25 protein-coding genes are annotated in these 18,853 nt (G+C 70.2%); 18 read left to right on the top strand and 7 right to left on the bottom strand.

The window, feature by feature from the left end:
- The first annotated feature begins 6 nt into the window (after window positions 1-6).
- Window positions 7-402 carry a hypothetical protein gene (locus tag VIL76_RS17625; RefSeq protein ID WP_332046348.1) on the top strand — a complete coding sequence of 132 codons (396 nt, stop codon included), beginning with the start codon at window positions 7-9 and terminating at the stop codon, window positions 400-402.
- Window positions 403-438: 36 nt separating this feature from the next.
- Here the strand turns inward: VIL76_RS17625 and VIL76_RS17620 are convergent, their stop codons facing one another.
- Complete coding sequence (locus tag VIL76_RS17620) at window positions 439-1,329, bottom strand: branched-chain amino acid aminotransferase (RefSeq protein ID WP_332046347.1); 891 nt, start codon at window positions 1,327-1,329, stop codon at window positions 439-441.
- Window positions 1,330-1,407: 78 nt separating this feature from the next.
- On the opposite strand from VIL76_RS17620, the gene VIL76_RS17615 reads away from it, so the two are divergent.
- From VIL76_RS17615 to VIL76_RS17595, 5 genes are all read left to right on the top strand, one after another.
- Window positions 1,408-1,899, top strand: coding sequence for a MarR family winged helix-turn-helix transcriptional regulator (locus VIL76_RS17615; RefSeq protein WP_332046346.1), 492 nt, complete (start codon window positions 1,408-1,410; stop codon window positions 1,897-1,899).
- Window positions 1,900-1,901: 2 nt separating this feature from the next.
- Entirely contained in the window at window positions 1,902-2,603 is a 702-nt protein-coding gene (locus tag VIL76_RS17610; RefSeq protein ID WP_414695446.1) for a response regulator, read from the top strand.
- A 50-nt stretch (window positions 2,604-2,653) separates the two neighbouring features.
- Window positions 2,654-3,967: an ATP-binding protein gene (locus VIL76_RS17605; protein ID WP_332046344.1), complete on the top strand. Its 1,314-nt coding sequence runs from the start codon at window positions 2,654-2,656 to the stop codon at window positions 3,965-3,967.
- 95 nt (window positions 3,968-4,062) lie between these two features.
- Window positions 4,063-4,488: a DUF2147 domain-containing protein gene (locus tag VIL76_RS17600; protein WP_332046343.1), complete on the top strand. Its 426-nt coding sequence runs from the start codon at window positions 4,063-4,065 to the stop codon at window positions 4,486-4,488.
- Window positions 4,488-4,937, top strand: coding sequence for a hypothetical protein (locus VIL76_RS17595; protein WP_332046342.1), 450 nt, complete (start codon window positions 4,488-4,490; stop codon window positions 4,935-4,937). Before VIL76_RS17600 ends, VIL76_RS17595 begins: the two co-directional genes overlap by 1 nt.
- Here VIL76_RS17595 and proC read toward each other — a convergent pair.
- Complete coding sequence (gene proC / locus VIL76_RS17590; RefSeq protein ID WP_332046518.1) at window positions 4,918-5,712, bottom strand: pyrroline-5-carboxylate reductase; 795 nt, start codon at window positions 5,710-5,712, stop codon at window positions 4,918-4,920. The two genes, VIL76_RS17595 and proC, sit on opposite strands and share 20 nt — an antisense overlap.
- A 57-nt stretch (window positions 5,713-5,769) precedes the next feature.
- Between proC and VIL76_RS17585 the strand changes: the two genes are divergently transcribed.
- Complete coding sequence (locus VIL76_RS17585) at window positions 5,770-6,234, top strand: AAC(3)-I family aminoglycoside N-acetyltransferase (protein WP_332046341.1); 465 nt, start codon at window positions 5,770-5,772, stop codon at window positions 6,232-6,234.
- Here the strand turns inward: VIL76_RS17585 and VIL76_RS17580 are convergent.
- Together VIL76_RS17580 and VIL76_RS17575 are read right to left on the bottom strand one after the other, a co-directional pair.
- Window positions 6,231-6,734 (bottom strand): YbjN domain-containing protein, encoded by a 504-nt coding sequence (locus VIL76_RS17580; protein WP_332046340.1) that lies wholly within the window; start codon window positions 6,732-6,734, stop codon window positions 6,231-6,233. The genes VIL76_RS17585 and VIL76_RS17580 overlap by 4 nt on opposite strands.
- Window positions 6,735-6,892: 158 nt before the next feature.
- Window positions 6,893-7,144: an accessory factor UbiK family protein gene (locus VIL76_RS17575; protein ID WP_332046339.1), complete on the bottom strand. Its 252-nt coding sequence runs from the start codon at window positions 7,142-7,144 to the stop codon at window positions 6,893-6,895.
- Between the two features lie 120 nt (window positions 7,145-7,264).
- Between VIL76_RS17575 and lgt the strand changes: the two genes are divergently transcribed.
- The 10 genes from lgt to VIL76_RS17525 all read left to right on the top strand — a co-directional run bounded on the left by lgt (window position 7,265) and on the right by VIL76_RS17525 (window position 16,078).
- Complete coding sequence (lgt, locus tag VIL76_RS17570; protein WP_332046338.1) at window positions 7,265-8,122, top strand: prolipoprotein diacylglyceryl transferase; 858 nt, start codon at window positions 7,265-7,267, stop codon at window positions 8,120-8,122.
- A complete protein-coding gene (locus tag VIL76_RS17565) occupies window positions 8,109-9,167 on the top strand; it encodes a class I SAM-dependent methyltransferase (protein ID WP_332046337.1) in 1,059 nt (352 codons plus the stop codon). Before lgt ends, VIL76_RS17565 begins: the two co-directional genes overlap by 14 nt.
- Window positions 9,164-9,931, top strand: a complete 768-nt coding sequence (gene pgeF / locus VIL76_RS17560) for a peptidoglycan editing factor PgeF (protein ID WP_332046336.1) — start codon at window positions 9,164-9,166, stop codon at window positions 9,929-9,931. The genes VIL76_RS17565 and pgeF overlap by 4 nt, the downstream gene beginning before the upstream one ends.
- Before the next feature lie 79 nt (window positions 9,932-10,010).
- Entirely contained in the window at window positions 10,011-10,946 is a 936-nt protein-coding gene (locus tag VIL76_RS17555; protein WP_332046335.1) for a ribose-phosphate pyrophosphokinase, read from the top strand.
- 132 nt (window positions 10,947-11,078) lie between these two features.
- Window positions 11,079-12,110 carry a hypothetical protein gene (locus VIL76_RS17550; RefSeq protein WP_332046334.1) on the top strand — a complete coding sequence of 344 codons (1,032 nt, stop codon included), beginning with the start codon at window positions 11,079-11,081 and terminating at the stop codon, window positions 12,108-12,110.
- Between the two features lie 121 nt (window positions 12,111-12,231).
- Window positions 12,232-12,915, top strand: a complete 684-nt coding sequence (locus VIL76_RS17545; protein ID WP_332046333.1) for a 50S ribosomal protein L25/general stress protein Ctc — start codon at window positions 12,232-12,234, stop codon at window positions 12,913-12,915.
- 33 nt (window positions 12,916-12,948) lie between these two features.
- Entirely contained in the window at window positions 12,949-13,566 is a 618-nt protein-coding gene (pth, locus tag VIL76_RS17540; protein ID WP_332046332.1) for an aminoacyl-tRNA hydrolase, read from the top strand.
- Between the two features lie 43 nt (window positions 13,567-13,609).
- Window positions 13,610-14,707, top strand: a complete 1,098-nt coding sequence (ychF, locus tag VIL76_RS17535; protein WP_332046331.1) for a redox-regulated ATPase YchF — start codon at window positions 13,610-13,612, stop codon at window positions 14,705-14,707.
- A 15-nt stretch (window positions 14,708-14,722) separates the two neighbouring features.
- Entirely contained in the window at window positions 14,723-15,394 is a 672-nt protein-coding gene (locus VIL76_RS17530; RefSeq protein WP_332046330.1) for a dienelactone hydrolase family protein, read from the top strand.
- Between the two features lie 3 nt (window positions 15,395-15,397).
- Window positions 15,398-16,078, top strand: coding sequence for a dienelactone hydrolase family protein (locus VIL76_RS17525; RefSeq protein ID WP_332046329.1), 681 nt, complete (start codon window positions 15,398-15,400; stop codon window positions 16,076-16,078).
- Here the strand turns inward: VIL76_RS17525 and VIL76_RS17520 are convergent.
- Window positions 16,075-16,548: a hypothetical protein gene (locus VIL76_RS17520; RefSeq protein WP_332046328.1), complete on the bottom strand. Its 474-nt coding sequence runs from the start codon at window positions 16,546-16,548 to the stop codon at window positions 16,075-16,077. The two genes, VIL76_RS17525 and VIL76_RS17520, sit on opposite strands and share 4 nt — an antisense overlap.
- Before the next feature lie 39 nt (window positions 16,549-16,587).
- On the bottom strand, window positions 16,588-17,115 hold the full coding sequence (locus VIL76_RS17515; protein WP_332046327.1) for an adenine phosphoribosyltransferase: 528 nt from the start codon (window positions 17,113-17,115) through the stop codon (window positions 16,588-16,590).
- Between the two features lie 30 nt (window positions 17,116-17,145).
- On the opposite strand from VIL76_RS17515, the gene VIL76_RS17510 reads away from it, so the two are divergent.
- A complete protein-coding gene (locus VIL76_RS17510) occupies window positions 17,146-17,952 on the top strand; it encodes a hypothetical protein (RefSeq protein WP_332046326.1) in 807 nt (268 codons plus the stop codon).
- 50 nt (window positions 17,953-18,002) lie between these two features.
- Here VIL76_RS17510 and VIL76_RS17505 read toward each other — a convergent pair whose 3' ends face one another.
- Window positions 18,003-18,848 (bottom strand): cytochrome c1, encoded by an 846-nt coding sequence (locus VIL76_RS17505; RefSeq protein WP_332046325.1) that lies wholly within the window; start codon window positions 18,846-18,848, stop codon window positions 18,003-18,005.
- Window positions 18,849-18,853: the final 5 nt, after the last annotated feature.

Raw genomic sequence — 18,853 nt, 5'->3', positions numbered from 1 at the left:
CCCACGATGACGGATCGTCTGGACTACGGCGCTACGGACGACAAGACGATGCCGGCCGTGGCCTACGCGCTCTATCTGCTGGGCCCGGTGACCGTCATCACCCCGATCGTCGGCCTGATCATCGCCTACGCCACGCAGGGGTCCGCCAGCCCCAAGATGCGCAGCCACTACACCTTCCTGATCCGGACCTTCTGGATAACGATCGTGGCCGTCATCCTCGGCTGCATGGTGCTGGTGGTGGGGATCCCGTTGTCGTTCATCCTCATCGGCATCCCGCTCCTGGTGATCGGCTCGGCGGTGATGACGGTCGCCGCGATCTACTTCTTCGTCCGCACGCTCGTCGGCGTGATCTACCTGGCCCGCGACGAAGCCTATCCGCGGCCATACGCGCTGCTGCTCTGAAGCAAAGCGGAGGGCGGCAGAGCCGCCCTCCGAAGGTTACGCCGCCGCCACCAACTCCCGCCGGACCATCTTGGCGTAGTCGTCCATCAGGCTGAGCGAGATGTTGCCCGGGCGGAAGCTGTACTCGCCGATCTGCGAGACCGGGGTCACCTCGGCAGCCGTGCCGGTCACGAAGCACTCGGAGAAGTTGGCCAGTTCCTCCGGGCGGATGTGGCGCTCCACCACCTCGAAGCCCTTGCTCCGCGCGAGCCGGATCACCGACTGGCGGGTGATGCCGTCCAGGAAGCAGTCGGGCGTCGGCGTGTGGATCACCCCGTCGCGCACGAAGAACACGTTCGAGCCGGTGGACTCGGCGATGTACCCGCGCCAGTCGAGCATCATGGCGTCGGTGAAGCCGTCCTTCTCCGCGGCGTGCTTGGAGATGGTGCAGATCATGTAGAGGCCGGTGGCCTTGGCGTGCACCGGCTCGGTCTCCGGCGAGGGCCGCTTGTACTTGGCCCAGCACATGCGGATGCCCTTGGCCTTCTCCTCGGGCTTGAAGTAGCTCGGCCACTCCCACACCGCGATGGCCACGTGGATCTTTGTGTTCTGGGCCGAGACCCCGATCATCTCCGTGCCGCGCCAGGCGATCGGCCGGACGTAGGCGTCGGAGAGCCCGTTCTTGGCGCAGGTGTCCTTGCAGGCCTGGTCGATCTCCGCCACGGTGAACGGTATTTCGAAATCCAGGATCTCGGCCGACTTGAACAGACGCTCGGTATGCGCGGTCAGCTCGTAGATCTCGCCCCCGTACATCCGCTCGCCCTCGAACACGGCCGAAGCATAGTGCAGGCCATGGGTGAGTACGTGCACCTTCGCCTCGCGCCAGGGCACGAACTGGCCGTCCAGCCAGATCCATCCGTCGCGATCGTCGAAGGGAACGATAGTCATAGGCGAGATGCCTCCTTTCAGAGGCCATTCCTTGGAACGGCCCGCCTGCCCTCGTCAAACAAAATGGGCTCATAGGTCGTGAGCCTGCCGGCCGATCCGCGCCTGATCCTGCGCGAGGACGAGCTCGACGCCGGGCTCGAGCTACTGCTGCTGGCGGAGGCCTCGCTGTGGGCCGCCGTCGACCAGGGGCTCGACGCCGAGGGGCTGGGGCTCGGCCGTTCCCACTGGCGGGCAGCCTTCCTGCTGAGGCGCAGGCCGGGCGTGGGCGTGCAGGAGCTCGCACACCTGACCAGCCTGTCGAAACAGGCCGCGAGCCGCATCCTGGTGGACCTGCAGGCCAAGGGGCTGGTGGAGAAGACGGCCGGCGACCTCGACGGCCGCCGCCGCTCGGCGGCGCTCACAGCCAAGGGCCAGGCCTTCGAGGCTGCCGTCAGCGAGCGGCTTCGCAGCCAGATCGCCCGGGCCTATCGCGCGGCGGGGCTGGACGGCGTGGCGGGTAGTCGACGTATCTTGTCGGCCCTGGCGGGAGGACGCACCCGCAGCCCGCAGGCTGGGGGGCCGGCAGGATGAGCATGACCGAGACGCGCGAGCGGGGCCGCCACCTCCTGATCGTCGATGACGACGACCGGATCCGGGAGCTGCTGAAGGAGTACCTGGCCCGCGCCGGCTTCCGCGTCACCGCCGCCTCGGGAGGTGCGGGCGCGCGCAAGCTGATGGAGAGCCTGGACTTCGACCTCGCCGTCTTCGACGTGATGATGCCGGGCGAGGACGGGTTTTCGCTGACCAGGTGGCTGCGCGAGCAACGGGGCCCGGCGGGCCGCACGCCGGTGCTGATGCTGACCGCCCGCGGCGACGCCGGCGACCGCATCGAGGGGCTGAAGCTCGGCGCCGACGACTACCTGGCCAAGCCGTTCGAGCCGGAGGAGCTGCTGCTGCGCATCGAGGCGATCCTGCGCCGGGCCGCGAACCGTCCGACGACGGGGGGACCGCTGAAGCTGGGGCGCTGTGAGTTCGATCCGGACCGCGGGGAGCTCGCCTGCGACGGGGAAATCGTGCGCCTCACGGAGGCTGAGGTGGCGCTCTTGAGGCAGCTCGCCCGCACCCCGCACGAAGCGGTCGACCGGCTGGAGCTCGCCCGCGGCACCGTCGATCCCTCCGGACGCGCGGTCGACGTGCAGGTCACCCGCCTGAGGCGTAAGATCGAGGCCGACCCCAAGGCGCCGCGCTACCTGCAGACGGTGCGGGGCATAGGCTACAGGCTCGCGCCCGACTGATGAGGCTCCGGTTCCGATCGCGCATCCTGGGGCGCTGGCTGAAGCGGCAGATGCCGAAGACGCTGTTCGGCCGGTCGCTGCTGATCATCGTGCTGCCGGTGGCCCTGATGCAGATCGCGGTCACCTACATCTTCTTCGACGCCCACTGGCAGACCGTGACCTCGCGGCTGTCGGAGGGCCTGGCCGGCGACATCGCCTGGGCGGTTGAGAGCTATCAGGACGACCCCAGCCCCGCCGCCTTCGCCAAGCTGTCCACCCGCGCCGAGGGATCCATGGGCCTCTCCATCGCGCTGCAGCCCGGCCGGCAGCTTCCCGCCACCCGCCGCGACCCTCCCGTGCTGTTCGAGCCGTTCTTCGCCCCCATCGACCGCTCCCTGGAACGGGCCCTGGAGGAGCGGCTGGACACGCCCTTCTGGTTCGACACGACCCGCTACCCCGCCTACGTCGACATCCGGGTGGCGGTTCCGGGCGGCGTGCTGCGCGTCCTGGCGCCCCGGGACAGGGCGTTCGCCACCCAGGGCCACATCTTCGTGCTCTGGATGACCGTGGCGACGGTGCTGCTCACCGCCATCGCCATCCTGTTCATCCGCAATCAGGTCCGCGCCATCGAGCGGCTGGCCAACGCCGCCGAGGCGTTCGGCCGCGGCGGGGACGTGCCGGCCTTCAAGCCGCACGGCGCGCGCGAGGTCCGCCGCGCGGCCAGCGCCTTCCTCGACATGCGCTCGCGCATCCAGCGGCACATCGACCAGCGCACCACCCTGCTGGCCGCCGTCAGCCACGACCTGAGGACGCCGCTCACCCGCCTGAAGCTGGCCCTGGCGCTCGCCGAGCCGTCCAAGCGCAATGCCGCCATGAAGAAGGACCTGGCGGAGATGGAGCACATGATCGACGAGTACCTCGCCTTCGCGAAAGGCGAGGGCGGCGAGGTCGTCGAGACCGTACGGCTGCGCCCGCTGATCGAGGAGGTGAGCGAGGGCGCCGTGCAGGCCGGCTCGCGCGTGGACATCACAGCCGACCCGGAGCTGACCGCCAGCGTTCGGCCGCAGGCGCTGAAGCGGGCGCTCTCGAACATCGTCATGAACGCCGCCGTCCACGGCGAGCGGGTGGAGATCATGGCCCGCACCCGGCCCGCTGGCGGAGTGGAGATCGTGGTCGACGACGACGGGCCCGGCATCCCCGTCGAGCGGTACGAGGACGCCTTCAAGGCATTCGGGCGCCTGGACGAGGCGCGCAACCAGAACACCAAGGGAGTGGGCCTGGGCCTCGCCATCGCCCGCGACGTCGCCCGCGGCCACGGCGGCGACATCACCCTGGACCGCTCGCCGTTGGGCGGGCTGAGGGCCGTGGTGCGGCTGCCCGGCTAAGGTGAAGCTGAACGCCGCATAACGAACACCGTTCAGCCAAGGTTCAGCCGTTACGACAGAGCTTGTTCATCAGGACACCAGGGGAGGTCTTCTCGATGCGTAAGCTCATCCTCGCGGCCGCGTTCCTGCTCGCCGCGACCCCCGCCCTCGCGGCCGATCCGGTCGAGGGCGACTGGCTGGTCCAGGGCGGCTCGGCAAAGGTCCGGATCAGCCCCTGCGCGGCCAAGCCCGACCGGATGTGCGGCGTCTTCACCTGGCTCAAGAGCGAAAAGCCCGGCCAGCCGCTGCTGGACGCCAACAACCCGAACCCCAAGCTCCGCGGTCAGCGGCTGGTCGGGTCGACCTTCATCCGCGACTTCCGCCGCGTGGAGACCGGCCGCTGGACCGGCGGCAAGATCTACGACCCCGAGGAGGGCAAGACCTACGACTCCAAGATCCGCATCAACCCGGACGGGACGCTGAAGCTCGAAGGCTGCGTGCTGGTCATCTGCCAGAAGCAGACCTGGACGCGGGCGCGCTGATGCCGGCGCACCGCCGCGCGGCCGTCGCCGTGCTGGTGCTCGGCGTCTATCTGCAGGTGGTCGAGTGGATCGACCTCCATCCGTGGAACGACGTGCGCACCGGCAACGGCCAGGAGAGACTCGATCTCATGCTGGCACCGCTCACCGTGATGCTGGTGGCGTGGATGTGGACGAGCCGGCGGTGGGCGCAGCTCACCGCCTCATTGGCGCTGCTGCTCTGGGCGGGGCTGCAGGTCACCACCTGGTGGTCGCCCTACGTCTGGGGCGCGACGCCGGGCTGGAAGCGGGTCCACGCCCGCTGGTTCGCCGACACCGTGCAGGTGCTCCCGAACGACGGCGTGCACCTGCCGCCGGACGCCAACCACCTGGTGCTGCAGCTCCTCATCGCGCTGGCCCTCACCCTCTCGGCCATGGCCACCTGGGCGGGCTTCAGGCGCCCAGCTCCTTAGAGCGCCGCACCGCCCGCGCCACGGCTTCGCGCAGGAGCGTCGGCAGGCCGTCGGCGCCCAGCAGCACGTTCAGCGCCGCTTCAGTCGTGCCGCCGGGCGACGTCACCTGGCGGCGAAGCTCGGCCGGCTCGGCGCCGCTCTGGGCCATCAGGGCGGCCGCGCCGGCCATGGTCGAGCGCGCCAGCCGGGCGGCTTCCTTGTGCGGGAGGCCGGCAGCCACGCCCGCACCCTCCAGCGCCTCCACGAAGGCGTAGAGGTAGGCCGGACCCGAGCCGGAGACCGCGGTCGCGGCATGCATCTGCGCCTCGTCGGTGAGGTCGACCACCGCCCCCAGGGGCTCGAACAGGGCGTGCGCTCTAGCCAGCGCCGCCGGGTCGTCGGCGTAGAGGCTGGCGGTCCCCTGCCCGATCGCCGCCGCAGTGGTCGGCATCACCCGGGCGACGCACCGGCCGCCGAATTCCTTTGAGATGTCGTCGGCCCTCACCCCCGCCGCCACGGAGACGATTACCGCGTCTGAGGCGAGCCAGGCCGCCGTCTCGGCCGCCACCTCGCGCCAGGCCTGCGGCTTCACGCACAAGAGCACGGTCTTGGCCCGGGCAAGCTCGGCGTCCGGAGGATTTAGAACGGCGCCGTCGGACTCGGCCGCAAGCGCCTGAGGGCCGGGCTGCGGATCGCGGATCATCAGCTCGGCGGCCGGGAAGGCGTCTGCCCGTCCCCACCCCTCCAGCACAGCGCCGCCCATGCGCCCGGCGCCCAGCATCAGGATTGGCGTGATCATCGCCGCAACCTAGACGCCGGCGCGCCCAAGGCAACGGCGCGCTATAGCTTCGTCATGGACCACGTCGAGATCATGACCCTGGGGCCGGGTGACATCGCCCTGATGCGCGGCCTCAACGCCATGTTCGCCGAGGCCTTCGAGGACCCTCAATCCTACGGTGGAGCCCCGCCGGACGACGCCTACCTCGCGGAGCTGTTGGCGCAGCCGCACGTGATCGCGCTGGCCGCCGTCGTCGGTGGACGTGTGGTGGGCGGCATCACCGCCTACGAGCTGCCGAAGCTCGAGCAGGCGCGCAAGGAGGTCTACCTCTACGACCTGGCAGTGGCGGAGGACTACCGGCGCATGCGGGTGGCGACCGCCCTCATCCGCCGCCTGCAGCGGATCGCGGCGGACCGCGGCGCGTGGGTGGTGTTCGTGCAGGCCGACCACGGCGATGACCCGGCGATCGCGCTTTATTCAAAGCTGGGGGTGCGCGAGGAGGTCCTGCACTTCGACCTCCCCGTGCCGGGAGACGGCTAGGCTTCGCCGACCGTCTCGAACATGCAGGCCGCGATGGCGTCCTCGGGGCTCTTCGCGCCCCGGACCAGGAAGTCGAACGCCGGGTAGAAGCGGTCAGCCCCTTCCATGGCCACGTCGATCATGGCGGCGGCCTGGGCCAGACTCGGCTGTTCGCCCGTCATCAGCGCCATGCCGTGACGGAAGATGATCTCGCCGTCTTCCCACAGCTCGAAGTGGCCCAGCCACACCCGGGTGTTGATCTGGGCGATCAGCTCGTGGGCCGCGCCGCGCTGCTCCTTAGGCGCAGAGAGGTCCATGGAGAGGCACAGCTGCAGGCAGTCGCCTTCCGGCCGCCAGGCGAACCACAGCTCATAGTCCTTCCAGTCCCCAGCGAGGCTGAAGGCGAGGTCCCCGTCTTCTGTCCGGTCGAACGGCAGGTTTTCCGCCGCCAGCACGTGCTCCACGACGTCGAGCGGGTCGTTCGTCAGGAGGACGTTTTCGTCAGACTCGGTGGTGTTCATGAGACCCGAGGTCCTTTCGCAAGGGGCGGGGAGCGGCCAGCCGCCCCCGAATCGCCTGCGATATTGAAAGTAATCCGGTTCGCGCCCGGGCCGTCACCCCCGTTCTTGTCGCGGGCGACCGGCGTTCGCGCAAACGGCTGTGGACGGACTGGGCCAGCTTAGGGCACGTCCGGAGCGATGGCGGCGGGGGCCTGCGCGGCCCTGAGCGCCTCGACTTCGGCCCTCAGCGCCTGCACCTCGGCCCGCAACGCGTCGAAGTCGTCCCTGCGGATGAGGTCGAACTCGGCGGCGACACGGTCCGCCTGGGAGCGGAACGCGGCCTTGGCTTCCTCGCTCGCCGCTTGGGCGAGGCCCATTGCGGCGGAGGTCAGCTTGGCCATCTCGTCGAGGAAAGGATTCTGGGTCTGCATCTCGTCTGTCTTAAGCGGACGGCGGGCCGTCCCGTTCCTCTATATGGGCCCCCGGGGGGTGAAAGCGAAGGGTTCGTCGTCTAAACCCTTCCTACCTTGAACGCAGGAGTGGCGATTCCAGTGCAATTCCCGGAATTCGACCCTGTCCTCTTCCAGATCGGCCCCATCGCGATCCGCTGGTACGCGCTGGCCTATGTCGCGGGGATCCTGCTCGGGTGGCGCTACGCCGTGGGCATGCTGAAGAACGTGCGGCTCTGGGCGCACCGGCCGCCGCCGATGACCACCGACCAGATGGACGACCTGATCCTGTGGGTGACGCTGGGCATCATTCTGGGCGGCCGGCTGGGCCACGTCATCTTCTACACACCCTCGCTGATCTGGACCGACCCGGTGGAGATCCTGCGGATTTGGCGCGGCGGCATGAGCTTCCACGGCGGAGCTCTGGGCGTGCTGGTCGCCCTGGCCATTTACGCCTGGCGCAACAAGCTGGACCTGGTGAGGCTGGCCGATCTGGCCGCGGCGGCCGCCCCGATCGGGCTCTTCTTCGGCCGCATCGCCAACTTCATCAACGGCGAGCTCTGGGGCCGGCCGACCAACCTCCCCTGGGGGATCAACTTCTGCAACCGGCACATCATGGAGGTGCACGGCGCCTGCCCGGCCGGAGCCCGGCACCCGAGCCAGCTGTACGAAGCGGCGCTGGAGGGCCTCGCGCTGTTCCTGATCCTGCGCTGGGCGAGCCATGGGGCGAAGCTCACCAACCGCCGCGGTGTGATGTTCGGCATCTTCACCGCCGGCTACGGGATCGTGCGGGTGCTGCTGGAGACCGTCCGCGAGCCGGACGCCGGGCTGGAGAACCTGCCGCTCGGCCTGACCATGGGCATGTACCTTTCCATCCCGATGATCCTGGTCGGGGCCTGGCTGATCTGGCGCGGGATGCGCGAGCCCCTGCCGCCGGAAAGGGCTGATGTCGCTGCGTGAGCGCCTGGCGGCCCAGATCGCCGAGACGGGGCCGCTGACGGTCGCCCAGTTCATGACGGCCGCGCTCCATGACCCTGACTACGGGTATTACGCCACTCGCCCGGCGCTCGGGGAGGACGGCGACTTCGTCACCGCCCCGCTCGTCAGCCAGATGTTCGGCGAGTTGATCGGGGTCTGGGCGTTCGCCGCCTGGACACTGCTGGGCGAGCCGCCGCGCGTGCGCCTCGTCGAGCTGGGTCCCGGCGACGGCACGCTGATGAGCGACATCCTGCGCGCCGCCCGCGCCGCGCCCGCCTTCCTCGATGCGGCCGAGGTCTGGCTCGTGGAGACGTCGGAACCCCTGCGGCGCCAGCAGCAGGAGCGCGTCGGGGACCGGGTCCGCTGGGCCGCCGCCCTCGCCGACGTGCCCCAAGGCGCGCCCCTGTTGGTGGTCGCCAACGAGCTGATGGACTGCCTGCCGGCGCGGCAGTTCGTGCGCACGGCCGTCGGGTGGGCCGAGCAGGTGGTGGGCGTCGACGCGGAGGGCCGCCTCGCCTTCCGTCTCAGCGCCACCCCGGTCGCCACCCTGCTGCCGGACGCGCCGGAGGGCGCCGTTTATGAGCAGTCCGCCGCCCAGGCCGCCCTCGGCGCGGAGCTCGGCGCGCGCGTCCTCCGCGATGGCGGCGCGGCGCTGCTGATCGACTACGGCCGCGCCGAGCCGGGCTTCGGCGACACCCTGCAGGCGCTCCGCCGGCACAAGAAGGTCGACCCGCTTGCCTGTCCCGGCGAGGCGGACCTGACTGTCCACGCCGACTTCCCCGCCGTCCTCGCCGCCGCCGAGGCGCAGGGCGCGGAAACGGCGCTCCTCCACCAGGCCGAGTTCCTGGCCCGGCTCGGCATCGGCGAGCGGGCCGAGGCCCTGGTCCGCAGCCGCCCGGACAAGGCCCCCCTGATCGGCCGCCAGCTCCACCGGCTGGTCGGCGCCGACCAGATGGGCGAACTCTTCAAGGCCGCCTGCATCCATTCGCCGGGCTGGATCCCACCCGCGTTCGAGGAGGCCGAATGAGCGCCCTGCCCGTCCTCACGTCCCCGGTTCTGGACCTGCCCGGCATCCGCCACGCCTTCTTCACCCGCCAGGGCGGCGTCTCCACCGGCCTCTACGAGAGCCTGAACGTCGGTCTGGGCTCGAGCGACGATCCCGAGGCGGTGCGCGAGAACCGCCGCCGCTGCGCCGCCCACTTCGGCCAGACCAGCGTCGTCACCGTCTATCAGGTCCATTCCGCCACCGCCCTGGTGGCGGACGGCGACTGGCCGGCCGGCCCGCCCCAGGCCGATGCCGTGATCAGCGCCACGCGCGGCGTGGTCTGCGGCGCCCTGGCCGCCGACTGCGCGCCCGTGCTGATCGCCGATCCCGAGGCCAAGGTGGTGGCCGCGGTCCACGCCGGCTGGAAGGGCGCGCTCGGCGGCGTCGTCGAGGCGGCAATCAAGCGGATGGAGGGGCTGGGCGCCTCGCGCCGCTGGATGCGCGCGGCCATCGGCCCCTGCATCGGGCCGCAGTCGTACGAGGTGGGTATCGAGTTCGTGAAGGCCTTCCTCGACCAGGACCGCGGCAACGTGAAGTTCTTCGATCCCGGCCGCGAGCACGACAAGCGCATGTTCGACCTGCCGGGTTATGTGCTCTCCCGCCTGAAGGCGGCCGGCCTCGAAAAGGCCGAGTGGGTCGGCCGCGACACCTGCGCGGAGCCCGACCATTTCTTCTCCAACCGCCGCGCGTTCAAGGCCGGCGAGCCCGACTTCGGCCGCCTGCTCTCGGCCATCGTCCTGGTGTGACAGCCCGCGGGCTTGCCTCACCCGAAGCCCCTGCCTACAAGCCGCCGCAAGCTCTTTCACCGGATCAGCGGGGGACCCGATGAAGCTTCTGGCCGGCAACTCCAACCGGACGCTGGCCAAGGCCATCGCCGAGTACCTGGACATGGCGCTGACCAAGGCGCAGGTGCGCCGGTTCGCCGACAACGAGGTCTTCGTCACCATCGACGAGAACGTCCGCGGCGAGGACGTATTCGTCATCCAGTCGACCAGCTTCCCGGCCAACGACAACCTGATGGAGCTGCTGATCGCCATTGACGCCCTGAAGCGGGCGTCGGGACGGCGGATCACGGCCGTGATCCCTTACTTCGGCTACGCCCGTCAGGACCGGAAGACGGGGGGGCGCACGCCGATCTCCGCCAAGCTGGTGGCCAACCTGATTACGCGCGCGGGCGCCGACCGGGTGCTGACGATGGATCTGCACGCCGGGCAGATCCAGGGCTTCTTCGACATCCCGACGGACAACCTGCTGCCGGCCCGGCGCATGGCCGACGACATCCGCGAGCACTTCCGCAAGACCGACGACGTGATGATCATTTCGCCGGACGTGGGCGGCGTGGTCCGCGCCCGCGCCCTGGCCAACCGGCTGGGCGCGGACCTGGCGATCGTCGACAAGCGCCGGTCCGGCCCCGGCCAGAGCGAGGTGATGAACATCATCGGCGATGTCGAGGGCCGCCGCTGCGTCCTCTACGACGACATCGTCGATTCCGCGGGCACGCTTTGCAACGCCGCCAAGGCCCTGAAGGACAAGGGCGCGACGGAGGTCTCGGCCTACGTGACCCACGGCGTGCTCTCCAACGGCGCGGTCCAGCGGGTGGAGGACTCGGTTCTCAAGGAGCTGGTGGTGACCGATTCCATCGAGGCGACCGAAAAGGTCACCGCCTCGAAAAAGGTCCGGATCGTCTCGTGCGCGCCGCTCATCGGCGAGGCCATCCGCCGCATCGCCAACGAAGAGAGCGTCTCGAAGCTCTTCGACTGACGGCCAAGCTTGCTCAGCAAGAGTTTACCGTGCAGCCATAATCTCGCCCGTCGCGGCCGTGTATTCTCCGCGCCACCTGTACCTGGGGGTAGGCTCCGCACCATGTCATCCGCTTTTCCGGTCCGCCGGTCCTTGTCTCTTGCCGCCCTGGCGCTGGCCGGCGTGCTCGCCGCCTGCGCCCAGGCCCCGCCGCCACCCGCCGCACCGGCGGCTCCCCCGCCGCCACCCGCGGTCAGCCTGTCCCCTCGGGTGATCGAGCAGGCCAGCGCCTACCGCGCTTACGTGACCCGCGCCGGCCAGATCTCGCCCAGCTTCCCGGATGGCGCCTCGGTGGCCGAGAGCCTGAAGACCGGCGCCTCCTACGAGCCGCAGCAGCTGATCCGCGGGGCCATCGCCTATGGTGCGGTGGCGGCCCTGCAGGACCCCGCCTTCGTGGCCGGCGCACGCAAGTACGCCGTCGACCCCACCCAGCGCCGCCAGATCGCCTACGAGATCATGAAGGACCCGGCCTACGCGGCCGGCATCTCCGGCGCCTCCAGCGCCGCGGGCCTGGTGGTCGCCGCCCTGGGCGACGACGGCAAGCGGCTCCTCGACCAGGGCAACGCGGTCAAGCAGGCCGCCTACGACGTGCAGCGCGCCTCCTGGTCGAAAGCCGAGGTGGTCCGCCGCGACGCGCGCCTCGCCGAGACCAAGCAGCTTTCGGTCACGCCGGTGCTCGGGGACGTCAACGAGACCGCCCGCCTGCAACTCGCCGCCGTCGGCGGGGCGCCCCTGGGCCTCTCGGCACAGTCCACGGCCAACCCGCCCTACACGCCCGTGGTGATCCGCAGCCTGGCGGTGGCCGCCCTGGCCGCCCTTGGCTACGCCGACGACGCCAGCCTCGAGCAGGTGATGCCGATCCTGGGCGAGCCGATGTCGGCCTCGTGCCTGAACATGTCCAAGCTGAACCTTTACCAGTGCCTGGCCGTGGCCAAGCCGCACTACGAGGACGTCTTCTGCCTGGGCCAGCACGTGCTGATCGACACCGGCTCCTGCCTGCTGAAGAGCGCGGGCATGGCCCCGCCCGTCGACCCCAGGGCCGCCGCCATCGCCGAGGCCGCCGCCGCACGGGCCACGCCCTACTCCGCCCCGAAGCCGGCCTCGAAGCCGACCAAGAGGCGCTGAATCAACCAGGAGCCCCGGCCGGTTGCGCTGGCCGGGGCTTTTGTGTATCTACGCGCACCCAATTTGACCTATTAGGTCGCCGCGCCCGCTACGCGCGGCGGTTTCGTTTTGAGGCAAGGCCATGGCCGACATCGTACTGAACGTTGAAGTCCGCGAGCGCACCGGCACCGGCGGCGCGCGCGACGCCCGCCGCTCGGGCCTGGTCCCGGGCGTCCTATACGGGGGCGACAAGGATCCCGTGGCCATCGCCGTGAAGAAGAACGAGTTCCGCAAGGCGCTCTACACCGGCAAGCTGCTGGGCCACCTCGTGACGCTGAAGTACGGCGCCGAGACCCAGCCGGTCATCGCCAAGGACGTGCAGATGCACCCGGTGACCGACGAGCCCTGGCACTTCGACCTCTACCGGGTCGACGAGCACCAGCAGATCAAGATCGAAGTGCCCGTGCACTTCACCAACCACGACGCGGCCCCCGGCCTGAAGCGCGGCGGCACCCTGAACGTGGTGCTGCACACCCTGACCGTGGCCTGCGCCGCCGACGAGATCCCCGAAGAGATCGTGTTCGACCTCAAGGGCCGTGACATCGGCGACACCATCCGCGTCTCCGACCTGAAGATTCCGGGCAAGGCTGAGGCGGCGCTCGACGCCGACACCGTCGTGGCCACCCTGGCCGGCGCCATGGCCGAAGAGGCCGAGGAAGCTCCCGCCGCGGCCGAAGGCGCCGAGGGCGAAGCTGCCGAAGGCGAAGCGGCGGCCGAGGGCGAAGGCGGCGAGGCCGCTGCGGCCGAGGGCGGCGGCGAGGAGTAGTCCTCGCCTCCCAGGCCCGCTCTGGGGGGACAGATGCTGCTCATCGCGGGCCTGGGCAATCCAGGCCAGGCCTACGCCAAGAACCGGCACAACATCGGCTTCATGGCCGTGGACGAGATCGCGCGCCGCTGGGGCTTCGACGCCCCGCGGGCCCGGTTCCGCAGCCTGGCGTCCGAGGGCCGGATCGACACGCCGGACGGGCCGGTGCGCGCCCTGATCCTGAAGCCGCAGACCTTCTACAACGATAGCGGCTCCGCCATCGCCGAGGCCCTGAAGTTCTTCAAGCTGAAGCCCGCCGACCTGGTGGTCTTCTACGACGAGATCGACCTGGCGCCAGGCCGCTTCCGGATGAAGACCGGCGGCGGGGCGGCCGGCAACAACGGCATCCGCTCCACGGCGGCCCACGTGGGGCCGGACTTCCGCCGAGCGCGGCTCGGCACCGGCCACCCGGGGCACAAGGACGCGGTGCACGGCCACGTGCTCTCCGACTTCCACAAGGCGGAGATGAAGTGGGTCGAGCCCCTGCTGCAGGCCTGCGCCGACGCCGCCCCCCTGCTGGCCGCCGGTGAGGACGAGAAGTACCAGGCCGAAGTCATGCGCCTGGCCCCGGCCGAGAAGGCCGACCCCCGCAAGCTCGCTCGCGGCGAGTGAGCGTGCTAACCCGCCCGCGCTCTAGAGGAACCTGTACCTACCCATGGCCCTGAAAGTCGCCATCGTCGGCCTGCCGAACGTGGGCAAGTCGACGCTGTTCAACGCGCTCACCCAGACCGCCGCCGCCCAGGCTGCGAACTATCCGTTCTGCACCATCGAGCCTAACGTCGGCGACGTGGCCGTCCCCGAGCCGCGCCTCGAGAAGCTGGCGAAGATAATCCCGTCGAAGGAGATCATTCCGGCGAGGATCAACTTCGTGGACGTAGCCGGCCTGGTCCGCGGCGCGTCCAAGGGCGAGGGCCTGGGCAACCAGTTCCTGGCCAACATCCGCGACTGCGACGCCATCGCCTTCGTGGCGCGCTGCTTCGTGGACGATGACATCACCCACGTGGAAGGCCGCGTGGACCCGCTGGCCGACCTCGACACCATCGAGACCGAGCTGATGCTGGCCGACCTCGAAAGCCTCGAGAAGCGGGTGGTGAACCTGGAGAAGCGGGCCAAGACCGGCGACAAGGAAAGCGCCCAGACCCTGCGCCTCGTCCAGGCCGCCCTCACCGAGCTCAATGCGGGCCGTCCCGCCCGCACCGTCAAGGTGTCGAAGGAGGACGAGAAGGCCTGGCGGATGCTGCAGCTGCTGACCACCAAGCCGGCCCTCTATGTCGCCAACGTCGACGAGGCCTCCGCGGCGACGGGCAACGACATGTCCCGCGCGGTGGCGGAGCGCGCCAAGCGCGACGGCGCGGATTCTGTAGTCATCTCCGCTCAGATCGAGAGCGAGATCGCCATGCTGGACGAGGCCGAGCGGGCCGAGTTCCTGGAGACCCTCGGCCTCACCGAGCCGGGTCTGAACAAGCTGATCCGCGAGGCCTACCACCTGCTGGGCCTGCAGACCTACTTCACGGTCGGACCCAAGGAGGCGCGCGCCTGGACGATCCACAAGGGCGACACCGCCCCCCAGGCCGCGGGCGTGATCCACACCGACTTCGAGAAGGGCTTCATCCGGGCGGAGACCATCGCCTACGAGGACTATGTGAAGTTCAACGGCGAGGCGGGCGCGCGCGAGGCCGGGAAATTCCGTCAGGAAGGCAAGGAGTATGTCGTCCAGGACGGCGACGTGATGAACTTCCGCTTCAACGTCTGACGGGAGGCCTGCGGGATGGGCGAGACGATAAAGATCGCGGGGGCCGACGGCTTCGAGTTCTCCGCCTTTCACGAGCCCGCCTTCACGCCCCGCAAGGGTGGCGTGATCGTCATCCAGGAGATCTTCGGCATCGACCGCCACGTTCGCGCCGACGTCCAGGCCTGGGCTAAGGCCGGCTATGAGGCGATCGCGCCCTCGCTCTTCGATCGCCGCGAGTGGGGCTTCACGGCCGAGCACGACCCGCCGGGCCTGCAGGCCGGCGTCGCCCATGCACGCGCCACCCCGCTGGACCAGGCGCTGCACGACCTCGCCGCCTGCCGAGACTTCCTGAAGACCCGTGGCGAGAAGGTGTGCGTGGTGGGCTACTGCTACGGCGGTTCGCTGGCTTGGCTGGCGGCGGGCAAGCTGGACGGCATCGCCGCGGCCTCCAGCTACTACGGCAGCCTCGTGCAGGCGAACGCAGCCCTGAAGCCCCGCGTGCCGACCCTCGTCCACCTGGGCCGCACCGATGCGGGTATCCCGGCGGACGACGTCGAGCGGGCGGTGCACGAGCACAGCCCCGAGGTCCCGGTTTACATCTACGAAGGCGCCGGCCACGGCTTCAACAACCAGAGCCCGGAGCGCTACAACGCCGAGGCGGCGGACCTGGCCCGCCACCGCACCCTCGAGCTGTTCGACAAGGCCTGAGGGATGGGCGAGACCATCACGCTCACCAGCAAGCACGACGGCTTCCAGCTCGCCGCCTACCGCGCCCCGCCCCGGGACGCTCGCCGCGGCGGTCTTGTGCTGATCCAGGAGATCTTCGGCGTCACCGACCACATCCGCGAACTCGCCGAAGGTTTCGCCGAAGATGGCTACGAGGTGATCGCCCCGGCCTTCTACGACCGGATCGAGAAGGGCTTTGCCGCCGACTACAGCCCCGACGCCATCCAGAAGGGCGTCCAGTACTCGCAGGAGACGCCGTGGGAGCAGGTGGCCGGCGACATCCAGGCGGCGGTGGACGCGCTTGCGCCGCCGGTGTTCGTCACCGGCTACTGCTGGGGCGGGGCGGCGTCATGGCTGGGCGCCTGCCGCTGCGACGGCGTCGCCGCCGTCTCCTGCTTCTACGGCCGCCGGATCAGCGAACTGCTGGACCAGACGCCCAAGGCGCCCACGATCCTGCACTTCGGCAAGACCGACGCCTCGATCCCCATGGAGAAGGTGGACGAGATCCGCGAGCGCCACCCCGACCTGCCGATCTACCTGTACGACGCCGGCCACGGCTTCGTCTCGGACCGGCGTGCCGACTACCACGAGGACAGCGCCCGGCTGGCCCGCCTGCGCACGCTTGCGCACTTCTCGAAGCACAGCGGAGTCCGGGGGGAGGTCTAGCCCTCTTCCTCGATCAGCGGCTTCACCTCGGGGTGGTGCTCCAGGACCCGCACCAGGGCGGCCTGGGCCGCGAGGATGCCGATCCCGGCGCCGTACCCGGAGAACACGCCGGCCGGATACCGGCCGCCGGACGCCGCGCCGTTGATCTGCCAGTACATGAGGAGCGCCGCGCCCATCAGCAGGACAACGCCCAGCAGCACCGAGGCCGGCGTCTGGCCGAACCCCTGCTTGAAGCTCATCCAGACGTAGCGGGCGAGCGGCCGCCGGACGGGTCCTACCGCCAGGGGGAGGGAGAGCGACAGCGACAGGAAGATGCCCGGCCAGATCAGGGTCCGCTCGGCGATCAGGCCGTAGCTCCCCGGCAGGTGCTGGAAGGCGTGCACCACGGCGCCCGCGTAGATCAGGCAGGCCACGGCCACGGTCATGTCCTGCATGCGTCGGAAGTTTCGCCAGGCGCGGGTGTGGGCCATCCCGTCAACTTAAGCGGCCCGTGGGGCGGCTGTAAGGCGTCAGTGGCCGTCGAACGCCACCAGCGTCGAGACCGGCACGCCGGCCGCCCGCAGCCGCTCCGCGCCGCCCAGCTCCGGGAGGTCGATGACGAAGGCGGCCGCCACGATCTCAGCGCCCGCCTTGCGCAGCAGGTCGACGGCGGCCAGCGCCGTGCCGCCCGTGGCGATCAGGTCGTCCACCAGCATCACGCGTTCCCCTTGTGCGAGGGCGTCCGCGTGCATCTCGATGGCGTCGGTCCCGTATTCCAGGGCGTATTCCACGCCGATGGTCCTGTGAGGCAGCTTCCCGCGCTTGCGCACCGGGATGAAGCCGGCCGAGAGCTGGTGGGCTGCGGCGCCACCGAGGATGAAGCCGCGCGCCTCGATCCCCGCCACCTTGTCCACCTTCGTGCCGGCGAACGGCTGGACCAGCTCGTCGACTGCGCGACGGAAGGCGCGGGCGTCGCCCAGCAGGGTGGTGATGTCGCGGAACATGATCCCCGGCTTGGGATAGTCCGGGATGGTTCGGATGACGCCCGAGAGGTCCATGGCCGCCGGTTATCGCCGAGCGGGCGAAGCTTGGCTATCCTCCCCCTGCCCGTGAAAGCCCTCGCCATCGCCCTCGCCGCCTCGGCCGCCGCCGCCCCTGCCGCCCGCGCCGGCGAAGCCGCCTGCTGGTACGAGAACGGAGTCATCGTGGTGACCGCGGAGGTGGCCGGCGTGGTCGGCGACTACATCCTCGACACCGCCGAGCCGATGACCCAGTTGGCGATCACCCAGGCCGAGGCAGCCGGCCACACGAGCTCCACCCTGGTGGGCGACGTGCGCCTGGCAGGCGTGACCATCCGCGAGCAGGCCGTCGTCGTCGCCGACCTCGACGTGCGCACCGGCCTCCACCCGACGCCGATCGCAGGCGTCATCGGCGCCGACGTGCTGGCCGGCAAGGTCCTCGACCTCGGCTTCGCCCCGTGCCGAGTCGGGCTCTGGACGCCGCGGCGCGCGCCGGCTTGGCGCGGCGGTCGGACCGTGCCGCTGCAGCCTCTGCGGCGCGGGCTCTACACGGTGACCGCGAGGGTGTCCGACGGCTCCGTCACCCGCCCGGTCCGGCTCGTCCCCGCCACGGGGTCGGACGCGCCGCTGCGCCTGTCCGACGCCATCGCCACCGCGCCTGGCCGGGACCGCCCCGAGGAGCGCTACCCCTACGGCGTCTTCCGGCCGAAGTTGTCCGCCCTCGCCGTCGCCGGGTATCGATGGGAGGACCTCGCCGCGGGCCTGCTCAGGTCGACCGACGCACCCGCGGACGGTTGGCTCGGCGCGCCCGTGCTCGCGCGGTTCAAGGTGCGGTTCGACTTCCCGCGCCGCCGACTCCTGCTGAAGCGGCCATAGAAAAAGGCCCCGGGATCGCCGGGGCCTTTTCCGATCGTTGTGCGCCGGGCCTAGTGGGCCACGTTGCGCCAGATCCGCTTGTAGCTGAACCACAGCAGGACCGTGAACAGCAGCAGGTAGATCATAGCCGCCAGGCCGAAGGCCTTGCGCTCCTCCATCTTAGGCTCCGAGGCCCAGGTCAGGAAGGCGGTGACGTCCTTGGCCTGCTGGGCCACGGTGGACGGCGCGCCGTCGTCGAAGGTCACCTTGCCGGTGCCGAGCGGCGGCGGCATGCCGATGAAGCCGCCCTTGGGCACGCTGTGGTGGTCGCCCTTCCAGTAGGCGGCGAGATCGCCCGGATAGTACGGGTTGTAGAACTGGCCCGGGGCGACGGTCAGGCCGGGCGGCGGGTTCGCGTACCCGGTCAGGACCGAGTAGACGTAGTTCGGGCCGTCGTGGCGGGCCTTGATGATCACCGACAGGTCCGGCGGCATGGCCCCCCCGTTCGAGGCGCGCGCGGCGGCCTCGTTGGGGAACGGCGAGGGGAAGCGGTCGGCCGAGGTGGCCGGACGCTGGATGGTGTCGCCGGTCTCCGAGTCGATGTCGTTGACCTGGATCTCGGCGGCCAGCGCCTTCACGTAGGGGTTGTCGTTCGGGTTCGGGTACTTCTCGTCGAAGAAGGGCCCGCCCTTCTGTCCGAGGTTGCGGAAGTACATCAGGTTCATCGCGTGGCAGCTGGCGCAGACCTCGCGATAGACCTTGTAGCCCCGCTGCAGCTGGGCCTTGTCGAACTTGCCGAACGGACCCTGGAAGCTCCAACCGAGCTGGTGCGGGTGCTCCGGGTGGGTGGCGGCGGCCGCCGGGCCTGCGGTGAGGGCGAGCCCGAGCGCCGCGAGTGCGATGACTTTGCGCAGCATATTCA

The organism is Phenylobacterium sp. (assembly GCF_036563285.1).
Lineage (GTDB): Bacteria > Pseudomonadota > Alphaproteobacteria > Caulobacterales > Caulobacteraceae > Phenylobacterium.
The sequence above is the reverse complement of the archived record's forward strand: the minus strand, read 5'-3'. Positions and strand labels throughout refer to the sequence as shown.